We start from the raw sequence: 16,959 nt of genomic DNA, 5'->3' as shown, positions 1-16,959 counted from the left end.
CCGTTCACTTGGCCGGGCTGGGGGTGTCGCCGGTGGTCGGCCGGGTGCATGCGCAGGCGGCCGACTTCCGCAGGCGCCGGACGCCGGCTCTCAGCAGGGTCGCTTCGGCGGGGGTGAGCCGGCGGCGGTCGGCGGTGCCGAGCAGGTGGTCGAGCTGTTCCGGGGTCGGGTGGTTGGTCATGCCGTCTCGTCTCCGTTGCCCTGGTGGGCTTCGTCGCGTCGGGGCAGGGCGGCGTCCCACACCGGTGTGGTGAAGGCCTTCGGGTCGGAGCGGGCGGTAGTGCCGTCGGGGGACGGCTGGGGTTGGGCGAGTTGTTGCCGGGCCTGCTCCACGAGTTCAGCCTTGGCCGCCACGCCCTCGGGGGTGATGCCGTGGTTGCGGCGGATCACGTCGAGGGGGTCCTGCGCGGGCCGTGCTGCCGCCGCTCGGAGCGTGCCTGCGGCGGGGCCGGCCGTGACGGCGACACGGGTCCGCTTGGCGTGGGCGATCCGGTCGAGGTGGGCCTGGCGGGCGGTGGCCCGGTCGGGCGCGTTGTGCAGGGTGACAGGCTCGGTGTCCCCGGCGGCGAGGCCGTTCACCGCCTGGGTGGCGGGGGCGGTGAGTCCCTTCGCGGCGGCCGGGTCGGTGTGGCCGTTCTCCAGCGGGTCCGGGACGAACGGCTCGTGGAGCAGCATGTCGAGGATCATGTCGATGCCGGCCGGAGTGGTGTGGTCGATGTCGTACTCGGCGGCCCGCCACTCCAGTGAGGAGGTCGGGAAGATGGTGATGTGGTGCTCTCCGTCGGGCCGTTGCTGGCGCACGGCCCAGCACGGCGTGGATCCGACGTTGATCCGGGTGGTGTCGAGCACCCGGTACTGCTCGGGCATGGTGATCCCCGTTCCTGTCAGATGCGGTAGCACCAGAAGCCGACGGAGCCGTCGGCGCTGGCGGAGGCGAGGGTGGTGGTGAAGCCGGTGAGGCTGGACGCGGTGACCTGCCAGGCCCGGACCGCCTGCCAGTCCCGCAGGGTGACGATCGGCACCATCGGGGACTTCATCGTCGGCCCGTAGGAGAGCGACATGGCCGTCCAGTTGGTCATCCCGGCGGTGCCGGTGAACAGCCCGCGGTCCGGCTCGGTGTACCAGTAGTTCGGGAAGGTGCCCTTGTACTGCAACGCCGAGTTGTCGAGCCACAGTTCGCTGTCGCTGCCGTCGTCGTTGCGCCGGCCGAACTGGGCGCCTCCCTGCGATGCGATCACGTAGCCGTGGACCTTGTCCTCGACCATGTAGGTGAGGGCGGCGCCCTCACTGGCGTTCATCCGGACGGTGCCGCCCCAGGGCTTCTGGGTATCGGTGCGGATGGTCTCCAGGGCGGAGACGTACTCGGTCAGGTAGAGCCGGTAGGCCGTCGACTGCCCGTTGTGCGGGAAGGTGCCGCTGTTCAGCCCGATGTACGCCGCGCCGTTGCCCCCTCCGACCGCGTTGATGAAGGCGTAGTTGTTGCCGTTGGTGGGGAAGAAGCGGATCTCCGGGAGTCCCCCGCCGGGGTTGATCTCGATGCGCTGTCCGGTGGTTCCGCTGGACAGGCCGCCGACGATCCGCACGTCGCCGGTGGTCGCGGAGACGGCGATGGTCTTCACCCCGTTGGCGTTCCACGCCTCGATGCCGCCGGAGTTCAGCTCGACCCTCGCGCCGGTGTCGGAGGTCTTGATGCGCGCGGAGACCGTGATGTCCGCGTTGAGCTTGCCGACCGTGAGCTTGCTGGCGGACACCGTGCCGATGTTGGCGTCCTGGATGGTCGCCAGCGCGATCTTCGCGCCGATGATCGTGGCGTCCGCGAGCTGGGCCGTCCCGATGATCTGGTCGGCGAGGTCGGACCTGATGACGACGGTCGGGACGGCGGAGGCCTCGGCGGACGGCTGCGAGGCGTTTCCCGCCCGGTCCCGGGCGACGAACTTGACGTAGTAGGTGGTGCCGTAGGACAGGCCGGTGATCGGGGCGGCCGCCGCTCCGGCGAGCCGGTCGACGATCGTCGCCGCGCTGGGGGCGAACCCGGCCGCCGTGGAGGCGTGCACCTCCAACTCGGCGAAGTCCGCTGGCATTTCCTCGCCCTGCGCGCCGCGTCCGTCCCACACGGCCCGCACCGCGCCGATCAGCGAGGACACCACGGGCTTCGACGGCACCGGGGGCGGGGTGGTGTCGCTGGCGAGGATGGTCTCCTCCGACAGCCGCCAGGTGGAGGAGTTCCCGGAGGCGTCCACGGTGCGCACCCGGGCCTGGACACGCTGCCCGGCGGGCAGCTGGTCGTAGTGCGCGATGGTTCCGTTGACGGCCTGCTCGGGGGACCACTGCGGGTCCCGCCCCGCGATCCGCAGGCCAGGCAGCAGGTAGGAGACGTAGTAGTTGCCGGCGTCGTCGTACACGGTGCCGTCGGCGTTCCGCGTCACCGCGGGCCAGGACACCGCGAGCGCGGCGTGCTGCTGCCCGTTGCGGTCCAGGTAGGCCCAGGAGCCGAGCAGCACCGCGTCCGGGGCCGTGGGGGCGACGGTGTCGTTGCGGTCGCCGAGCGGCGGCAGCGGGGTACGGGAGGCGGTCGCGGAGCCGTTGGTGAGGGCGTCCAGCTGTCGCTGGACCCGGATGCGCTGCTCCACGAACAGGTCGTTCAGTTCCAGGCTGCTGGTGGGCTGGCCGGCCTCGTCGTACGTGGTGGCGATGGTGCGTACCCTCAGCGGCTCCAGGGTGGCCGGGTCGGTGCGCCGCTGGTCGTAGCGGATGTAGTCCCCGGGCCGGTAGTCGGTGCCGGGCCGGTGCCGGGTGGCGGCCGGGTCCAGCTCGATCGTGAAGCCCTCGGAGGCGGCGCCCATACCGCCGAGGGTGACGCGGGCGAGTTCGGCGAGGGTGGCGCCGTCGGTGATGCCGCCCCGGCCGTCGAAGGCCTCGCGGCGTCCGTAGCGGGCGGCCGCCGTCGGGTTGACGACTTCGGCGAGGTTGCCGGAGTCGCCGGCCGCCAGCAGGTGGGAGCGCACCGAACGGCGGGAGCGCTGCCGGGGGCCCTTGAGGACGTCCCGGCCCAGGTACAGCACGATGCCGGGGTGGTCGGTGGCGCACGCGGTGTCGGGCACGTAGGCGCGCAGCCGGTAGCTCTCCATCCGCACATCCGCCCATCCCGCGCCGGTGATCGCCGCGACGGTCTTGAGCAAGTCGCCGCCGGCGTCGTACTGAACCGTGTACGTGGTGGGCCAGGGGCGTCCGGCGCTGTCGGCGGCGGAGGTGAAGTCCCAGCTGACCTCGGGCAGGGCACCGCGGGCCTGGGCGCGTTGAAGCAGGGTGGCGAGGATCGCTCCGGGAGTGGCGTTGACGAACGGGAAGTGCGCGTCGAGCCCTTGCACGGCCTGCCCGGGGGCGTGGCCGACCGGGTAGATCACGGCGCGCTCCAGCAGGGCGAGAGCGCCCCGGCAGCCGACCTGGACCGGCCGGGCCTCGCCCGCGTCGTCGGCCGGGTCGTCGCCGTCGTCCTCCAGCAGGTACCGCTCGGGCTGCTCGACGCCGTCGATGACGAGGGAGAGCCGCGGGTCGTCTCCGGACAGCAGGCCGGCGCCCGGGGCGTTGCGCGGGTAGGTGAAGGTCAGCGCGCCGGCGCCGTTGTGTTCGGCCTGCGTCTTGAGGTCGGCGGGGTAGGGCAGCAGCCCGAGCAGGCTGCCGCTCGGGCTGGAGATACGCAGGTGCACGGCCACGGTGTTCTCCGGTCAGGTCAGGTAGGCGCGGCGGCCGGTGACGGCAAGCCGGGTGGTGGGCCCGGTGTTGGTGCCGGTCAGGCGCACGCTCGGCGGCTTGCCGGGCCTGCCGGGGGCCAGGCGCAGGAAGGCGGGCCCGGTGAGGGTCAGGCGGCCCGGGTCGGGGACGAGGCCGCCGGTGCCGGTCAGCTGCCAGGTGGCGGCGTCCACGGTGAGGGTCTGCCCGGCGCCGATCTGCCCGGTGTAGGTGAAGGAGTCGCCGGTTCCGTCGGTGGTGTCGGTGACGGTCGGGGCGGTGATCGGGCCGGAGAGCAGGTAGGCGAGTTGCTCCATGGGCGCGGTGGCGTCGGCGAACTCGGTCAACGCCAGGTCCTGGGGCACGGGCGCGCCGGGCCCGGTCGCCTGGGTGCTGGTGTCGGCGGACACCCAGTACCCGGCGGGCACGTTGACCTCCAGGCTGATGCGCATGCCGCTGTGGCCCAGCGGGGTCGGGGTGAGCGCGGACAGGACCTCGCCTTCGCAGCGGCGGATCTGGCCGGCGGCGGTGTGCCGCTCGAAGGCGAGCAGCCGGTGCGGGCGGGCGACGACGCGCAGCAGGTCCTCCCACGCCGCTTCGACGTCCTGCCAGCCGCCTTTGGCGGGGGCCAGCCACAGGGCGAGGGTGAACTTGCCGGGGCCGTGGTGCTTGGGCCTCCACAGCTCCCCGATCTTGTTGGGCACGGTGGCGTTCGCGCCGATGACGGCCGGGGTGCCGGTCAGGCCGGCCCGGTACTCGACGTCGCGCACCAGGCCGTCGGTGAGGTCGTAGCCGTCCACCAGCCAGCGTTCGCGGGCCATCAGGCGCTCTCCTTGTCGAACAGGCCGAAGCTGGCGAGGGCCCGCAGCCGGTTGTTGACGGTCTCGCCGGGCGTCTCAGGCAGCGGGTTGGTGATGTACTGCACGATCGCGCCGGGCGAGATGACAGTGCCGATGCGCTCGCCCTGGCCGCCGCCGTCGGCGAGCTGCCCGCGGGCGGCGTTGATGGCGCTGACGGCGCCGCCACCTCCGAGGCCCCGTACGGCCTGCGGCGTGAGGACGCCTTCGCCGGGGCTGAGGCGGGCCAGGGCGCTGTCCTGGCCGGGCGCGTAGCCGGGCACCACTCCCCCGGTGGCGTAGCCGCGTACGAACGCCAGCACGCCGTCCACGGCCCGGTTGACCATGCCGCGCAGCATGCCGCCCCACGCGGTGTCGGGCATCCAGTTGAACCAGCCCCTCACCGGGCTGAGGGCCTTGGCCAGGGCTCCGGCGGCCCAGCCGCGCATCTTGTCGATCGCGCCGTCGACGAGGCCGCCGAGGAAGAAGCCCTGCACGGGCGCGCCGGCCTCGGCGAGCCGTCCGGCGCGGGCGGCGTCGTTGAGGGCAGTGATGCCGCCTTCTCCGCCGAGCTGGCGCACGGCCTGCGGCACGAGCACGCCTTCGCCGGGGGAGAGCATGGCGGGCACGGTGTCGCGGCCGGGAGCGTAGCCGGGCACGACACCGCCTCGGGCGAACCCGACGGTGAAGCTGGGCAGTTTGCCGAGGCCGAAGGCGTCGGCGATCCAGTTCCAGGCCTTGCGGATCCCGCCGTCGTACACGGTGTTGACCAGGAAGCGGATCGGCGGGGCGAAGATCCCCGACAGCTTGCCCCACGACCAGGCCGCGAAGGACACCATGCCGTCGAGCGCGGAACGCACGCCGTCGGCAAGCCCGCTGATCGCCCCGTTGACCGCGTTACGGAACCAGTCGACCTTCTGGTAGGCCGTGACGAACCCGAGCACCAGGGCGGCGGCAGCGGCGACGATCAGCATGATCGGGTTGGCGGACAGCAGGGTCAGGGCGCCGCGCACGGCGCCGATCGCGTTGGCGACGAACATGATCCCGCCCGCGACGCCGGCCACCGTCAGCAGCGCCGAGACGAAGGCGCCCATGCCGGGGATCGACAGCAGCACCTGCACGGCCGTGGCGACGGCCTGGATGACGAACAGGAACCCGGACAAGGTGTTGCCGAGGCCGCCGAGCTGGGCGGCGATGCCGACGATCGAGGAGAGCAGTCCGAGGAGCTGGTCCCACAGCTGGCCGTTGCCGAGCGAGCTAGCCAACTGCACGACCGTGGGCAGCACTTCGGTGCGCAGCCGGGCGATCAGCGGCGCGAGTGCCGGGTTGTTGGTGAAGTTGAACCAGGCGACACCCAAGGCGCCGACCAGCCGCCCGACTTCCTGGAGGACGGGGACGGTGTTGGCGAAGTATCCGGCGAGCTTGGCCTGCGTCTCGCCTTCGCCGGTGAGCGTGCGGAAGGAACTCGCTGCCAGAGCGAGCGAGTTGAGGAGTTGCTGTCCGGCGGGGGCGGCGGCGCGCCCGATGTTGAGGACACCGGCGCCGATGTCCCGCAGGATGCCCCACAGCTGTGCGCCGGTGTCACCGGCGCGCTGGAAGAACCCTTCGAGCTGGCCGCCGTCGCGGCGGGCCTGGATGAACGCGGCGGCCAGGGCGAAGCCGCGCTCGGCGGCGCCGGCGAGGCGCTCCAGCAGCGGCGCGGCGGCGACCGTGATGTTGCGCAGGCCGTCGGCCGCGCTCAGGCCGGCGTTCGCCAGCGAGCCGATGACCCGCGTGTTGGTCGAGGCGACCTGCGCCAGGTCCGCCCGCCACGGCCCGGACGCGGCCATCTCCGCGCCGCGCTCGGCGGCCTGGCCGAGTACCTGCCCGGTGTCGCCGATCGCACGGTTGAAGATCGGCAGCAGGCTCAGAGCCCGGCCGATCCCCCTCTCCAACGGAGGCAGCAGCGCCTCCTGCGCGGTGTCCCGCAGCCCGCGCAGGGCGGGCTGCACCGTGCCGGAGATGAACCGGGCGAAGCGCTGCCCGGCCGGGGAGAGCGCGGTGAGCGCCTGCTCGGCGGCGCTGGCGGCTCCGGCGGCGGAGTTCAGCGCCTGGGACTGGTCCCGCAGCGCGCGGGCGACGTCCCGTTGCGCGTCCGCTACCTGCTCGGCGGAACGTTTCTGCTGGCGCTCCGCTTCGCGGACGGACTTGTCGAGGTCGTTGTGCGCGTCCTGGACCTCGCGCACCGCCTCGACGCGGGCGCGGGCGGCCTGCTGCTCGGCCTCCTGGACGCCCCGGACCGCGTCCTGCTCGGCCTCCTGGGCGCGGGCCACCTGCTCCTTCGCGGAGGTGACCTGGTCACTGCCCTCGACGCCCTGCTGGTTGGCCTTCCTGACGTCCTCGGCGAGCCGCTTGTTGCGGGTGCGGACGTCCTCGAGCTGGTTGACCGCCTCCTGGTAGGAGATCTGGGCTTCGCGCCGGTCCGTCTCCGACGAGAACGGGGAGACGTTGACCTGGTTGAGCCGGGAGCGGGCCTGCTCCAGGGACAGCAGCGCCTTCTGCTCCTCCAGCGGCCCCCGGGCCGCGTCCCGGTTCAGGTCCTCCAGGGTGCGCTGCGCGGCCTGCCGGGCGTCGTTCAGCGCCTGCTGCGCCTGCGCGGCGGCCTGGTGCGCCCGGGTGACCGTGAGCTCCGCCGCCGCCAGCTGCCGGTCGGCGGCGGCGACCTGCGCCGCCGCCCGTTCCTGGACGTCGGCCAGCCGGCGCCGGGACTGCGCGACCTGCTCGGCCCCCCGCAGGGCCTGCTCGTCGCTGTCGCGCTGGGCGGTGCCGAGTCGGCGCTGCGCGTCCGCCACCCGGTCGGCGGCGGCCTGCCGGGCCTGCGCGGAGGCGCCCGCCGCTCCGGCGGACTGCTTGTCCGCCTGGCCGAGGGCCTTGACGGCGGCGCCGATGCCGGAGAACGCAGCCAGCAGGGTGCCCAGGCCCTGGACGGCGGCGCCCGCCGCTCCGGGAAGGGCACCGAGCAGGCCGACCGCAGGCGCGGCTGCCGCGCCCATCGCGAAGAGCCCGGCGGCGACCTGGGTGAGGGCCTGGCCGAGGGCGAGCGCCCCGGAGGCCATCGCGGGCAGGCGGGCCAGCCCGGCGACGGTGGAGCCGAAGCCCTCGGCGGCCTGAAGGAACCCGCCGGACTCGCCGCCGCCGGCGGAGCCCCGGGCGTTGAGGGGGACGTCGACCGGCCGGGACGCGAGCGTGCGGAACGCCGCGAGGCGGGTGGTCGCGGCGGCGGTGTCGACGTCGACCCGCACCCGCACCGACAGGCCGGCCAGCGCCTCCCTGACGCGGGCACGCAGACCGGCCGTCTCGACGTCCAGGTCGAGCTTGACGGTGGCCGCGGCCGCCTCGGCGGCGGCCCGCACGCGCTGGCGCAGGTTCCCGGTGTCGAGGCCGACACCGACGCGCACGTACGCGGCGCGGGCGGTCGCCGCCCGGACCTTCTCCGCCAGCCCGGAGGTGTCCGGGTCGACGGCGACCTTGATGCGGGCGCGGGAGGCCTGCGTGGCCGCCTGGACACGCTGGCGCAGCCCGGCAACGTCGACGTCGACCGTGACCTTGATGCGGGCGCGGGTGGCCTGCGCGGCGGCTTCGACGCGCTCGCGCAGCCCGGAGGCGTCCGGGTCCAGCCGGATCTTGGCCCGCAGGTTGCGCACCGCCGCATCAACGCGCGCCCGGGCATCCGTCGCGAACCCAGTCGAGTCGGCGACGACCTCCACCACGAGGCGGCCGGAGTCGATCTCCTCACCCACGGTCGGCCGCCTTCCCGCTACGGCGCAGCACGGCGACCGCCCGGGCCATGCCTTGCCCGCCCCGCCCGCGCGCGCGGCCAGTGCTCAGGTAGGCCGGGCGCGGCAGCTCAACCGGCCGGCGCAGTCGGTGCTCCGCCGCCAACACCGACACCAGCTCCACCAACTGCGCCAGCAGCTCCTGCGTCAGGCCCCAGCGGTCCGCGCCGACCTCCGCCTCGTCCCGGCGCAGCAGGGCCTCGGCAGGCAGCCCCCGCATCAAGGTCAGGAGACGTCGAGTGCCGAGGAATCCGGGGTCACCGGGCCGCCGCCAGACACCGCGGGCGTCGAGCTGGTAGTACCGCTGGAAGTCGGCTTCGAGGTCGTCCCACCGCTCGAAGCAGTCGCGGACGGCCCGATGAGTTCCCCCAGGCCCCCACCACCCGAGAAGTACTTGGTCCAGGCGTAGCGCACCAGCTCCAGGAGGTCGGCGTGGCTGGGGCGCTGGGCCATCAGCTGCTCGTAGCCGTCATCGCCCAGCAGGCGGCGGCCCATCTCGGCAGCGGCGGCCAACAGATCGGACGGCAGGCTCGGCTCCGAGCCGAGCACGTCCACGATCAGGCCGGCCGCCTGCGTCTGTTGCTCCCCCTGGGCCTGAGCGGCCTCCACCAGCGAGCGCAGCAGCAGCGGCAGGTACGGGATGCCGATCAGCGGCTGCCACACCTCCAGTGGCAGCTCGGCCGGCAGCATCGCCACGGTGGCGCCGCCGAAGATCAGCGGCTCCTCGCCGACGGTGTACTCGGCCTTGGCGGCACGCGCCTTCTCGGCAGCGGCGGCCAGACGGCGCTCACGGGCGGCGTCGAGGTCGATCCCGACCATGTCGGCTCCTCGGTCTGTCGGCAACGGAACGCCGCAGACCGTAGGAGGCGAAGGCAGTTAACGTCGCGCTGGGCCGCAAAGCGCAGCCAGGAGCATGACCGCGGCCCCGGAAGCCGACCACATGGACGGCGCGCAAGACCTACCTGGACACAGCCGAGGCGCTTCAGGTCCGCTCGATCCGGGAGAAGGCCAGGGGTGGGGGCATGTGCTCAATACACATGGCGCACACGCTCGGGGGGCTCCTGCGATGTTGCGTCGCAGGAGCGGGGCACCCGGTTGTCAGATCTCGATCACACAGAGGGTCATGGACTGGAGGTCCGCCTGCATGTATTTAGCTCCAGACCCGTTGTCGGCGGGCCATGAGCACCTGAGAACCTCGGGCGGCGCAAGCCGGGCGAGTACCTTGTAGTAGCCCTTCTTCTCGTTCTTACTTTCGAGGGCGCTACGGACCTTCATGAGCCCGCACGGCATCGTGTACCACCGGTTGCTGTCCCCGGTCCCGTCCATGGCTACGCAGTCCCCGGGCCGAGCGTTGCCCAGGTCCTCCTCGAACAGGGGGCTGTACACGCAGACCGCGCCCAAGATCACGGCCATTGCAAGAAGCGGCGCAACTGCGGCCTGGGTGTACCGTTTTCGGCGGGATGCCGGGATGGCGGCTGTTGGTGTGCCGATTCCGGCGATCACGGTGCCAGTGCGGGCAGAGGCTCCGGCCTGTCGGTGGACGGTGTAGAGGATTCCGCTCCTTGGGGCTGTGATCAGGACGTCTCCACGGCTCGATGTGACCTCGAGCAGCGGCTCGCCATTTTTGACCTTGTCCCCGACCTGTCGAAGCCAGCGGACAACGGTCGTGCGCTTCGCCCCACCACTCACTCCGGGTATCCAGGGCAGGGTGATGGTGGAATATCCGGCCCGGGTGTCCCCCAACCGGGCCGCCAGAGGCGAGATATCGGGCATGGGGGTGGTGCGGTCTTCGGTCGGCGCTTGGTGGTCTCCCACAGTCGGCGGGTGGGGAGGGCCAACAATTGTGGTCAACTCGGCTGTCTTACCGGCCTGTTCGGCGATCATCGCGGTGACGTCTGACGGCAGCCACTCGGTAGTGTTGTGCGCCTGCCCGGCACAGTGTTCCAACACCTGCGTGACGCTGGGACGCCGCAGCGGGTCCTTGTCGAGGCATGACGCGACTAGTGGCACGAGCAGTGGTGGGAGGCCGGTGAGGTCGGGCTCGTCGTGGACGACGCGGTAGACAACGGCTTCGGTGGGACCGTCCCCGAATGGGCTGCGGCCGGTGGCTGAGTACATGAGTACAGCGGCCAGGCTGAAGACGTCGCTCGCCGGGGTGGCAGGTCGCCCGCGGAGCTGCTCGGGGGACATGAAGGACGGGGTGCCGATCACGGCGGTGTGGGTGAGGCCAGAGGTGGCGTCCAGGGCGCGGGCGATACCGAAGTCGATCACGCGCGGGCCATCTGAGGCGAGGATGACATTGGCCGGCTTGAGGTCTCGGTGCACCACCGAACAGGCGTGGATCGCGGCCAGCCCCTCGGCGAGGCCCGCGCCAAGCAGGGTGACCGTTTCGGCGGGCATCGGGCCGTGCCGTGCTAGTGCTTCCCGGAGCGAGGGGCCGGGGATGTATGCGGTGACCAGCCATGGCGGATCGGCCTCGGGATCGGCATCCACCACTTGGGCGGTGTAGAAGCCGCCGACGCGGCGGGCGGCCTCGATCTCATGGGCAAACCGCCGGCGGAACTGTGCGTCCTCAGCCAGCTCCGGACGGACCAGTTTCACCGCGACGGACAGACCGCCAGGCGAGCGACCCAGGAACACCTGGCCCATCCCGCCGCTGCCCAGGCGGGCCACCAGACGGTAAGGACCGACCTTCTGCGGATCAGTGGCGGACAGCGGTTTCATCGGCAGTCCCGTCGGCATGGTGCATGTCACTGTCGGAAGAGTCATGATTCCACCAAGTCGCCTTTCCGGACAGCGGCTTGATGAATCACGGCACCTTGATCTCTCAGCTGCATCCGGGGGCCCGCCGACTCGCCTCCAGTGGCCCCGCCGACTCCGGCGCGAACGCGCGATGCCCCGGCCGGGGGGGTGGGCCGGGGCATCGCGGGGTCGAGCGACCCCAAGGGGGAGCGGGCTGCCCGACGTGATCCACAGTAGGCGCACGGGCTGCGAATGGGCACAGCCCCAAAAGACCTACTGACCAGGGAGGTTCACGCTGCGGCCGGGGCGAAGCCCGGGTCGTCGGTCAGGTCGTACCACGGGTCCGCTCCCTCCCCGCCGAGCACCTTCAGCTCGAGGGGCAGGGTGGACTCGGCGTCGTTCGGGTACTTCTGGGCCACCGACGCGACCTGGTCGCACAGCGGCACGATCCGGCGGTAGTGCCGGGCCCCGTCGATCAGCTCGACCACCGCCGCGAACGGCTTGCGCCCGCCCACCTTCGGCGGGCTGTACCGGTAGAAGGTCTTGCCGTTCTGGGTGACGCTCGTGACCTCGCCGCCGCCGTACGTCGCGATGATGTTGCCGGCGTTCCACTCCTGAAGCTCGACCTTGACGGTCGCGGCGTCCTCGGTCTGGATGGTGCGGGCCGCGTACCTCAGCTGGTGGCTCTTGAGGTCCTCGAACTTCGGGTCGGTGTTCCACTCCAGGCTGCCCGGCTTGAACAGCCCGGCTTCCTTCCATCCGGCGGGCATCGCCGCCACCGGGTCCGTGGGTGCGACCGTACCCGGCGCCGCCAGGTACAGACGGGCCATCTGGGCTACGAACAGGCTCTCCGCGGGCACCGATCCTCCTCAACGTGGGCGCCAGGGACGAGCCGGACCGTAGGCCCCGCCGAGCGGTAGCGTCGCGCCGTCACCGCGCGTGGGGCTGTCGCACAACTCGCGCAATGCCGCCTCAGGCGGTCGGCGGGTGCGCGGTGACGGCGACCACGCCGACGTACCGGGCCTGGCCGGTCGGCTCCGGCAGCCACCCGCCCGTCGACAGCGCCCGCACGGCGGTCACCACCGGCCGGCCCGGCACGGCCGTCTGGTCCGCCAGCTCGTGCAGGGCCTTGATCGCGGTGGCGAACGCCCGGCGCAGCAGGGGGCGGGTCGTCGAGCGGTCCAGGTCGCCGAGTGCTTCGACCTGGAGGTGGAAGGTGGCGGTCCAGCGCCAGCCCGGGGCGGAGCCTCCGGGCACCTGGGTGATGCGGATGCGGGGGTAGGGCGGGGTGTTGCGGGCCCCGACCCGGCCGGGGCCGCCGAGCACCGTCGTCAGCTCGGCGTGCCCCGACAGCCAGGCGACGGCCAGTTCCTCAGGATCGAGGGCAGCGAGGTCACCCACTCGCCTGCCCTGCCGCCTTGTTCGCCGTCGGCTTGTCCGTGGCCGGCTTGCGCTCGACCGGGGCGAGGGCCTTGGCGACCGCGTCGGTGTCGGTGGGGTCCACGTTGGCAACGTACCCGGCGCTGATCAGCTGCCGGGCCTCGTGGTGCGGCACCTCGATCTCGTCGCCGGGCATCAGCTGCTCGCCGTCCCGCGTGAGGTGGTGGGCGAGGACGATCCGGACGTGGTCGGGCTGGGCCATCTCGGCTCCTTCGGGCGGTGTTCGGGGTGACCGGGCGAAGGAAAGCAGGGCCCGGCCTCTACCGTCCGCCCCGCCCGGGCCGGGCCTCGCCCCGGTCGGGCGCCGGCGGGCGGGTCAGCGGTGCCGGGCGGCGACCTGGGAGGCGGCGCCGCTCATGAAGTGCGTGCCGTCGCCGTGCGCGAACTCGGCTTCGGCGGCCTGCGGGAAGTCGCACGTGACCGTCGCGCGGACACGCTCGCCGTCGATGGCGGCCTTGGTCGCCGAGATCGTCGCGGCGACGGCTTCCGGGTCCTCGGTGACCGTGCACCGGCACCCTGCGGTCTCCTCGACGGGGCCTTCGGGGTCGCGGGGCCCGGAGAGCGTGGCGTTCCCGACGGAGAACGGCAGCGGTGCCGGTACGGTCTGCCCGTCGGCGGCCTGGTGGCTGGGCCGTGCCTGGCCGTCTTCCTGGGTGTGCCAGGTCTTGGCGGCCGGGGCTCGGCGCCGGGCCTCTTCCTCGACTTCCTCGGCCAGGCGCTGGGTGTGCTGCATCATCAGCGGGGCCAGGCGGCGAGCAAGGTCGGAGGGCAGCTCGAGGTGGGCCATCACGGGTGTCCTTCCGGCCGGGTGCCGTCCGAGACGCGGGCGCGCCCCTTGATCCGCACGTAGGCCAGCGCCGGGTCGTCGGTGTTCGCCAACTCGTCGGCCGCCAGCACCGTCCACTGCGTCCCGGTGGACGGCTCCACCACGACGTCGCCGGCCAGCAGGAGGCCGGCCTGCCCGTCCAGGGCCAGGTGCCACGTGCCGTCGGCCTGCGGCACGGCACGGCCTGGCCACGGTCCCCGCAGCGGGCCGAGCGGCCCGGTCACCTCGGCGCCGTGCGCGTCCAGGACGGGCACGCCGCGTGTGCGGACGCCGAGCTGCCGGTCGGCCAGCAGGACCGCCATCAGAGCCCCCCTGAGCCGAAGTGTCCGGGGATCGTGAGCCCGGGCGGGTTCGGCCTGGTCGGGGCCTGGTAGACCCGGCGGCCGCGCAGCCGCCACCGGTCGGTCGTGGTGAGGTCCGGCGGCGCGAGCACCACCGGCGGCTCGGCCGCGGTGTCGTACGTGACCGACTGGCCCTCCACGGAGGCGGAGGCGACGCGGCGCTGGCGCGCGGGCGCGTCCGCCAGCAGCGGGTGGTGGCACGCCGTCGCACGGACCCACAGGCGCAGCGGGGCGGTCTGCGGGTCGGTGCGGGCGTCGATGCCGGCGGTGTAGGTGACGGTGTACGTCGGCGTGCCGAAGGGACCCGACGTCGTGCCCGTGTCCAGGGCGGCGGAGATCACCGCGATGACGGGGCCGTGGCGGAGCACCCAGCCGTCCGCCCCGGCGTGGACGCCGCTCTCGGTGTACTGCGCGGGCAGCAGTGGCCGGCCGAGGTGCGCGACCAGAGTGTCCTGGGCGTCCTCGACGGCTACCTCGATGCGCTGCCGCACTGGGTCGCCGAGGGGGGTGGGGTAGCCGAGGCGGCGGGCGACGTCCTCGGCTGTCACGATCAACTCCACCGTCGTCCTCCTCGCGCTGCTGGGTGGCGAGGAGGGACGGTAGGCGGCGTCACTTCCTTGTGTCGTCCCGTACTGCGTGGCGCGCAGCCGGGGTCACGGCAGCTACCTCGCAGGCGGCTGCCGGCCTTCGTTTACCACCTCGGCGGATGAGCGCTCAGACCTCCTGGTGACGGTCCAGCCAGATCGCCGGGTCCTGGATCTCCCGGTTGGTCGGCATCCACTCTTCATCCTTCAGGAGGCGCTCGACCGCGGGGTACCCGCCGTAGGTGTAGACCGCGGCGACGAACTGCTCGCCCAGGTCGTAGGCATCCGCCCTGGGGGACTCGGCGGTGAGCCGGGTGAACAGCTCGGTCGGCTCGGGCTCGTCGTCCAGGCGTGTGCGTGTGGCGATGCCGCACAGCCGCTCGGACGCCCTCGCCTGGACCCAGGAGGCGTGGCCCTCAAGGACAGCGGACGGGAAGCGGCATTCGTCGTGGGGCCAGCGGGCCAGCTGATCCTGGGTGCCGAGGCGCACCACGGCGTAGGGGAGGGTCGGGTTGAGCTCGAACTGGGCGAGGTGGGTGATCTCGTGAGCGAAGACGGAGGTCAGGAAGCGGTCGCTGCCCCGGGACTCGGCGTGGGCGGTGGGCATGACCACCAAGGCCGGATTCTCGGCACGATAGATGATCGCGCCCTGGACCGTGGGGGCGAACTTCGCGTACATGGCCTTGCCCTTGGTCTTGACCGCCAGCGTCGCCGCCGTCCTGAGCAGCCGGCGCTGCACGCCGCCCAGCCCCAGGGATTCAATGCCCTTGTCGACCATCAGCTGGTTGTGCTCGACCTGCCAGGCGACGAACTGCTCTGGGGTCGCTATCCGCACGGTGATGTGCTCGGGCAGCGGCAACTGGGAGAGGTCGGCCGCCAGCGGGACGGCGGCTTCCATCAGCCGTTCGTACCGGCGCTGGTCGTCGGCAGTGGCGTTGGCGTCGTTGTGGATCGTGAACATCGTGGATCTTTCCGTGGTCGGACGGTTGTCGCGCGGCCTGGGCGCCCCCGCAGGAGCGGCGTTGGCCGTGGTCCCTGGGCGGGGACAGCAGAGGTCGTGCCGTACGTGGGGCCGGTCGGCGGGTCGCTGCGGCGGCCTGCCGGTGCTGGCGGGAAGTCGGATGCCGCGCGGGCGGCGGGCCCGGCACGGCTGCGGGCCGCGCAGCAGGCCCGGTCGGAAGCGCAGGGTGGTCTTCACGCTTCCTCGGTGGGACGCGGTACCGCACCCGCTGTCGGCTGGCCGCTCACCGGCGGGTCACCGAGTCGAGCCGGCGCTTCAGACGGTCGGTGTCGTGGCTGCTGGCGAGGTCGGTGTACTGGGCGAGGCTGGTGGAGTACCAGTCCATGGCGGCGTGGCGTTGGTCGGCGCGCAGGGCGGCTTGGCCCAGGAACTCCATGGTGTGCGCGGTCCAGTGGGGCGCGCGCAGGGAGCGGAACTGCTCCAGGGCCTTCACGAGGGCGCTGGCGGCCAGGTCGTGGGCGCCCGCCAGCGAGTGGGCTTCGCCGAGGTAGGCCAGCGCGCGTGAGATGTTGAGCGGGTCCGGCTCGGTCAGCCCCGAGAGTAGCGTGCAGGCCTCCTGGAGGACCGGCACTGCGGCAACGGGTTCGCCCAGCCGGGCGTGCGCCGACCCGATGAGGATCAGGGCGAGGGCCTGGCCGCGCACGTGGCCGAGCTGTCCGTAGCGGGTGGCGGCGGCGGTCAGCTGGGGCATGGCTTCGACGTAGCGGGCATCGGCGTGCAGGCACGCTCCGATGCTGCTGCTGCACTTGGCGATTGCCTCGAGGTCGCCTTCCGCGAGGGTCCGTGCGCGCTGGAGGCAGGAGATCGCCTCGTCGTACTCGCGGTTGTCGCGCAGGCCACCGGCGAGCGCGGACAGCAGCTCGCGGATGGCCACGGTGTCGCCCCAGCGCTCGGCGGCGGCCAGGCCCTGGCGGTGGATGGGAATCCACCGCTCGTGCCGGGTGTAGAGGAACAGCGGCCATGCCGCGTGGGTCACGCAGGTCGCGGCCCTGTATTCACCGTGCTTGGTGGCGGCGGTGATCGCCGGGAGCAGCGCGGGAGCCGTCGCTTCCAGCCAGGCGAGCGCCACGTGGTTGACGGCGAACCGGACGGGCTCGGCGGGTTCGTGCCGACTGGTGTGCTCCAGGACGCGGTGGTGGGGGGTGAGGACCCGGGCGGCTTCGTAGGCGGTGGTGGTCAGGAAGTCCAGGTAGCGCTGGAGGACGGCCGTACGGGCACCGGGGTTGTCGTTGAGAGCCGGGGCCCGGTCGGCCACCTCGGGGCGGATCACGTACACCGGTCCGCGGGCGGCGACATCTGCGGTGTGCTCCAGCAGGTGCTGGGCCGTGAGCTCTTCCAGCCGTTTCCTGGTCTCGCGGGTGGGAGTGGCGGTGGAGGCGGCCACGGTGTGCACGTCCAGGTCCGGCGCCGGAAGGTGGGCGATGTCGGCGAGTAGTCGGCGTCCTTCCGGGGGCAGTCGGTCGATGGTGTCGGTGATCATCACGGGGAGGCGCTCCTCGTAGGGATGGGGTCGGCCGTGGTCCGGCCGGGTTGAGGGCGGGACCTCCACCGGCGCGCCCGACTGCCGGCGGCAGGCCGCCGCAGAGGTGTCGTGGCGGCCTACCGCTCGGGGTGCGGCGACGGCG

At 72.8% G+C, this 16,959-nt stretch carries 16 protein-coding genes; all 16 read right to left on the bottom strand.

The window, feature by feature from the left end; all coding sequences use genetic code 11:
- Positions 1 to 4: 4 nt before the first annotated feature.
- The 16 genes from ACFCY1_RS21725 to ACFCY1_RS21650 all read right to left on the bottom strand — a co-directional run bounded on the left by ACFCY1_RS21725 (position 5) and on the right by ACFCY1_RS21650 (position 16,817).
- Positions 5 to 181: a hypothetical protein gene (locus tag ACFCY1_RS21725; protein ID WP_375875646.1), complete on the bottom strand. Its 177-nt coding sequence runs from the start codon at positions 179 to 181 to the stop codon at positions 5 to 7.
- Positions 178 to 867 (bottom strand): hypothetical protein, encoded by a 690-nt coding sequence (locus ACFCY1_RS21720; RefSeq protein ID WP_375875645.1) that lies wholly within the window; start codon positions 865 to 867, stop codon positions 178 to 180. Before ACFCY1_RS21720 ends, ACFCY1_RS21725 begins: the two co-directional genes overlap by 4 nt.
- 17 nt (positions 868 to 884) lie before the next feature.
- Complete coding sequence (locus tag ACFCY1_RS21715) at positions 885 to 3,713, bottom strand: hypothetical protein (protein WP_375875644.1); 2,829 nt, start codon at positions 3,711 to 3,713, stop codon at positions 885 to 887.
- Positions 3,714 to 3,725: 12 nt separating this feature from the next.
- A complete protein-coding gene (locus ACFCY1_RS21710; RefSeq protein ID WP_375875643.1) occupies positions 3,726 to 4,550 on the bottom strand; it encodes a hypothetical protein in 825 nt (274 codons plus the stop codon).
- Entirely contained in the window at positions 4,550 to 8,344 is a 3,795-nt protein-coding gene (locus tag ACFCY1_RS21705) for a hypothetical protein (RefSeq protein WP_375875642.1), read from the bottom strand. The genes ACFCY1_RS21710 and ACFCY1_RS21705 overlap by 1 nt, the downstream gene beginning before the upstream one ends.
- The gene (locus ACFCY1_RS21700) at positions 8,337 to 8,600 is read right to left on the bottom strand and encodes a hypothetical protein (protein ID WP_375875641.1); all 264 of its coding nucleotides are present in this window, start codon (positions 8,598 to 8,600) and stop codon (positions 8,337 to 8,339) included. Before ACFCY1_RS21700 ends, ACFCY1_RS21705 begins: the two co-directional genes overlap by 8 nt.
- A gap of 5 nt (positions 8,601 to 8,605) precedes the next feature.
- Positions 8,606 to 9,199: a hypothetical protein gene (locus ACFCY1_RS21695; protein ID WP_375875640.1), complete on the bottom strand. Its 594-nt coding sequence runs from the start codon at positions 9,197 to 9,199 to the stop codon at positions 8,606 to 8,608.
- 279 nt (positions 9,200 to 9,478) lie between these two features.
- The gene (locus ACFCY1_RS21690) at positions 9,479 to 11,122 is read right to left on the bottom strand and encodes a protein kinase (RefSeq protein ID WP_375875639.1); all 1,644 of its coding nucleotides are present in this window, start codon (positions 11,120 to 11,122) and stop codon (positions 9,479 to 9,481) included.
- Positions 11,123 to 11,412: 290 nt separating this feature from the next.
- A complete protein-coding gene (locus ACFCY1_RS21685) occupies positions 11,413 to 11,982 on the bottom strand; it encodes a hypothetical protein (RefSeq protein WP_375875638.1) in 570 nt (189 codons plus the stop codon).
- A gap of 112 nt (positions 11,983 to 12,094) precedes the next feature.
- Positions 12,095 to 12,523 carry a hypothetical protein gene (locus ACFCY1_RS21680; RefSeq protein ID WP_375875637.1) on the bottom strand — a complete coding sequence of 143 codons (429 nt, stop codon included), beginning with the start codon at positions 12,521 to 12,523 and terminating at the stop codon, positions 12,095 to 12,097.
- Complete coding sequence (locus tag ACFCY1_RS21675) at positions 12,516 to 12,764, bottom strand: hypothetical protein (protein ID WP_375875636.1); 249 nt, start codon at positions 12,762 to 12,764, stop codon at positions 12,516 to 12,518. Before ACFCY1_RS21675 ends, ACFCY1_RS21680 begins: the two co-directional genes overlap by 8 nt.
- 114 nt (positions 12,765 to 12,878) lie before the next feature.
- Positions 12,879 to 13,349, bottom strand: a complete 471-nt coding sequence (locus ACFCY1_RS21670; protein WP_375875635.1) for a hypothetical protein — start codon at positions 13,347 to 13,349, stop codon at positions 12,879 to 12,881.
- Entirely contained in the window at positions 13,349 to 13,690 is a 342-nt protein-coding gene (locus ACFCY1_RS21665; protein WP_375875634.1) for a hypothetical protein, read from the bottom strand. Before ACFCY1_RS21665 ends, ACFCY1_RS21670 begins: the two co-directional genes overlap by 1 nt.
- Positions 13,690 to 14,289, bottom strand: coding sequence for a hypothetical protein (locus tag ACFCY1_RS21660; RefSeq protein WP_375875633.1), 600 nt, complete (start codon positions 14,287 to 14,289; stop codon positions 13,690 to 13,692). The genes ACFCY1_RS21665 and ACFCY1_RS21660 overlap by 1 nt, the downstream gene beginning before the upstream one ends.
- 154 nt (positions 14,290 to 14,443) lie before the next feature.
- Positions 14,444 to 15,274: a hypothetical protein gene (locus ACFCY1_RS21655; protein WP_375875632.1), complete on the bottom strand. Its 831-nt coding sequence runs from the start codon at positions 15,272 to 15,274 to the stop codon at positions 14,444 to 14,446.
- Between the two features lie 283 nt (positions 15,275 to 15,557).
- Entirely contained in the window at positions 15,558 to 16,817 is a 1,260-nt protein-coding gene (locus ACFCY1_RS21650; RefSeq protein WP_375875631.1) for a hypothetical protein, read from the bottom strand.
- Between the last annotated feature and the right edge of the window lie 142 nt (positions 16,818 to 16,959).

The sequence above is a fragment of the Kitasatospora sp. NPDC056273 genome, assembly GCF_042268845.1.
Lineage (GTDB): Bacteria > Actinomycetota > Actinomycetes > Streptomycetales > Streptomycetaceae > Kitasatospora.
This window is presented reverse-complemented; position numbering and strand designations above follow the sequence as displayed.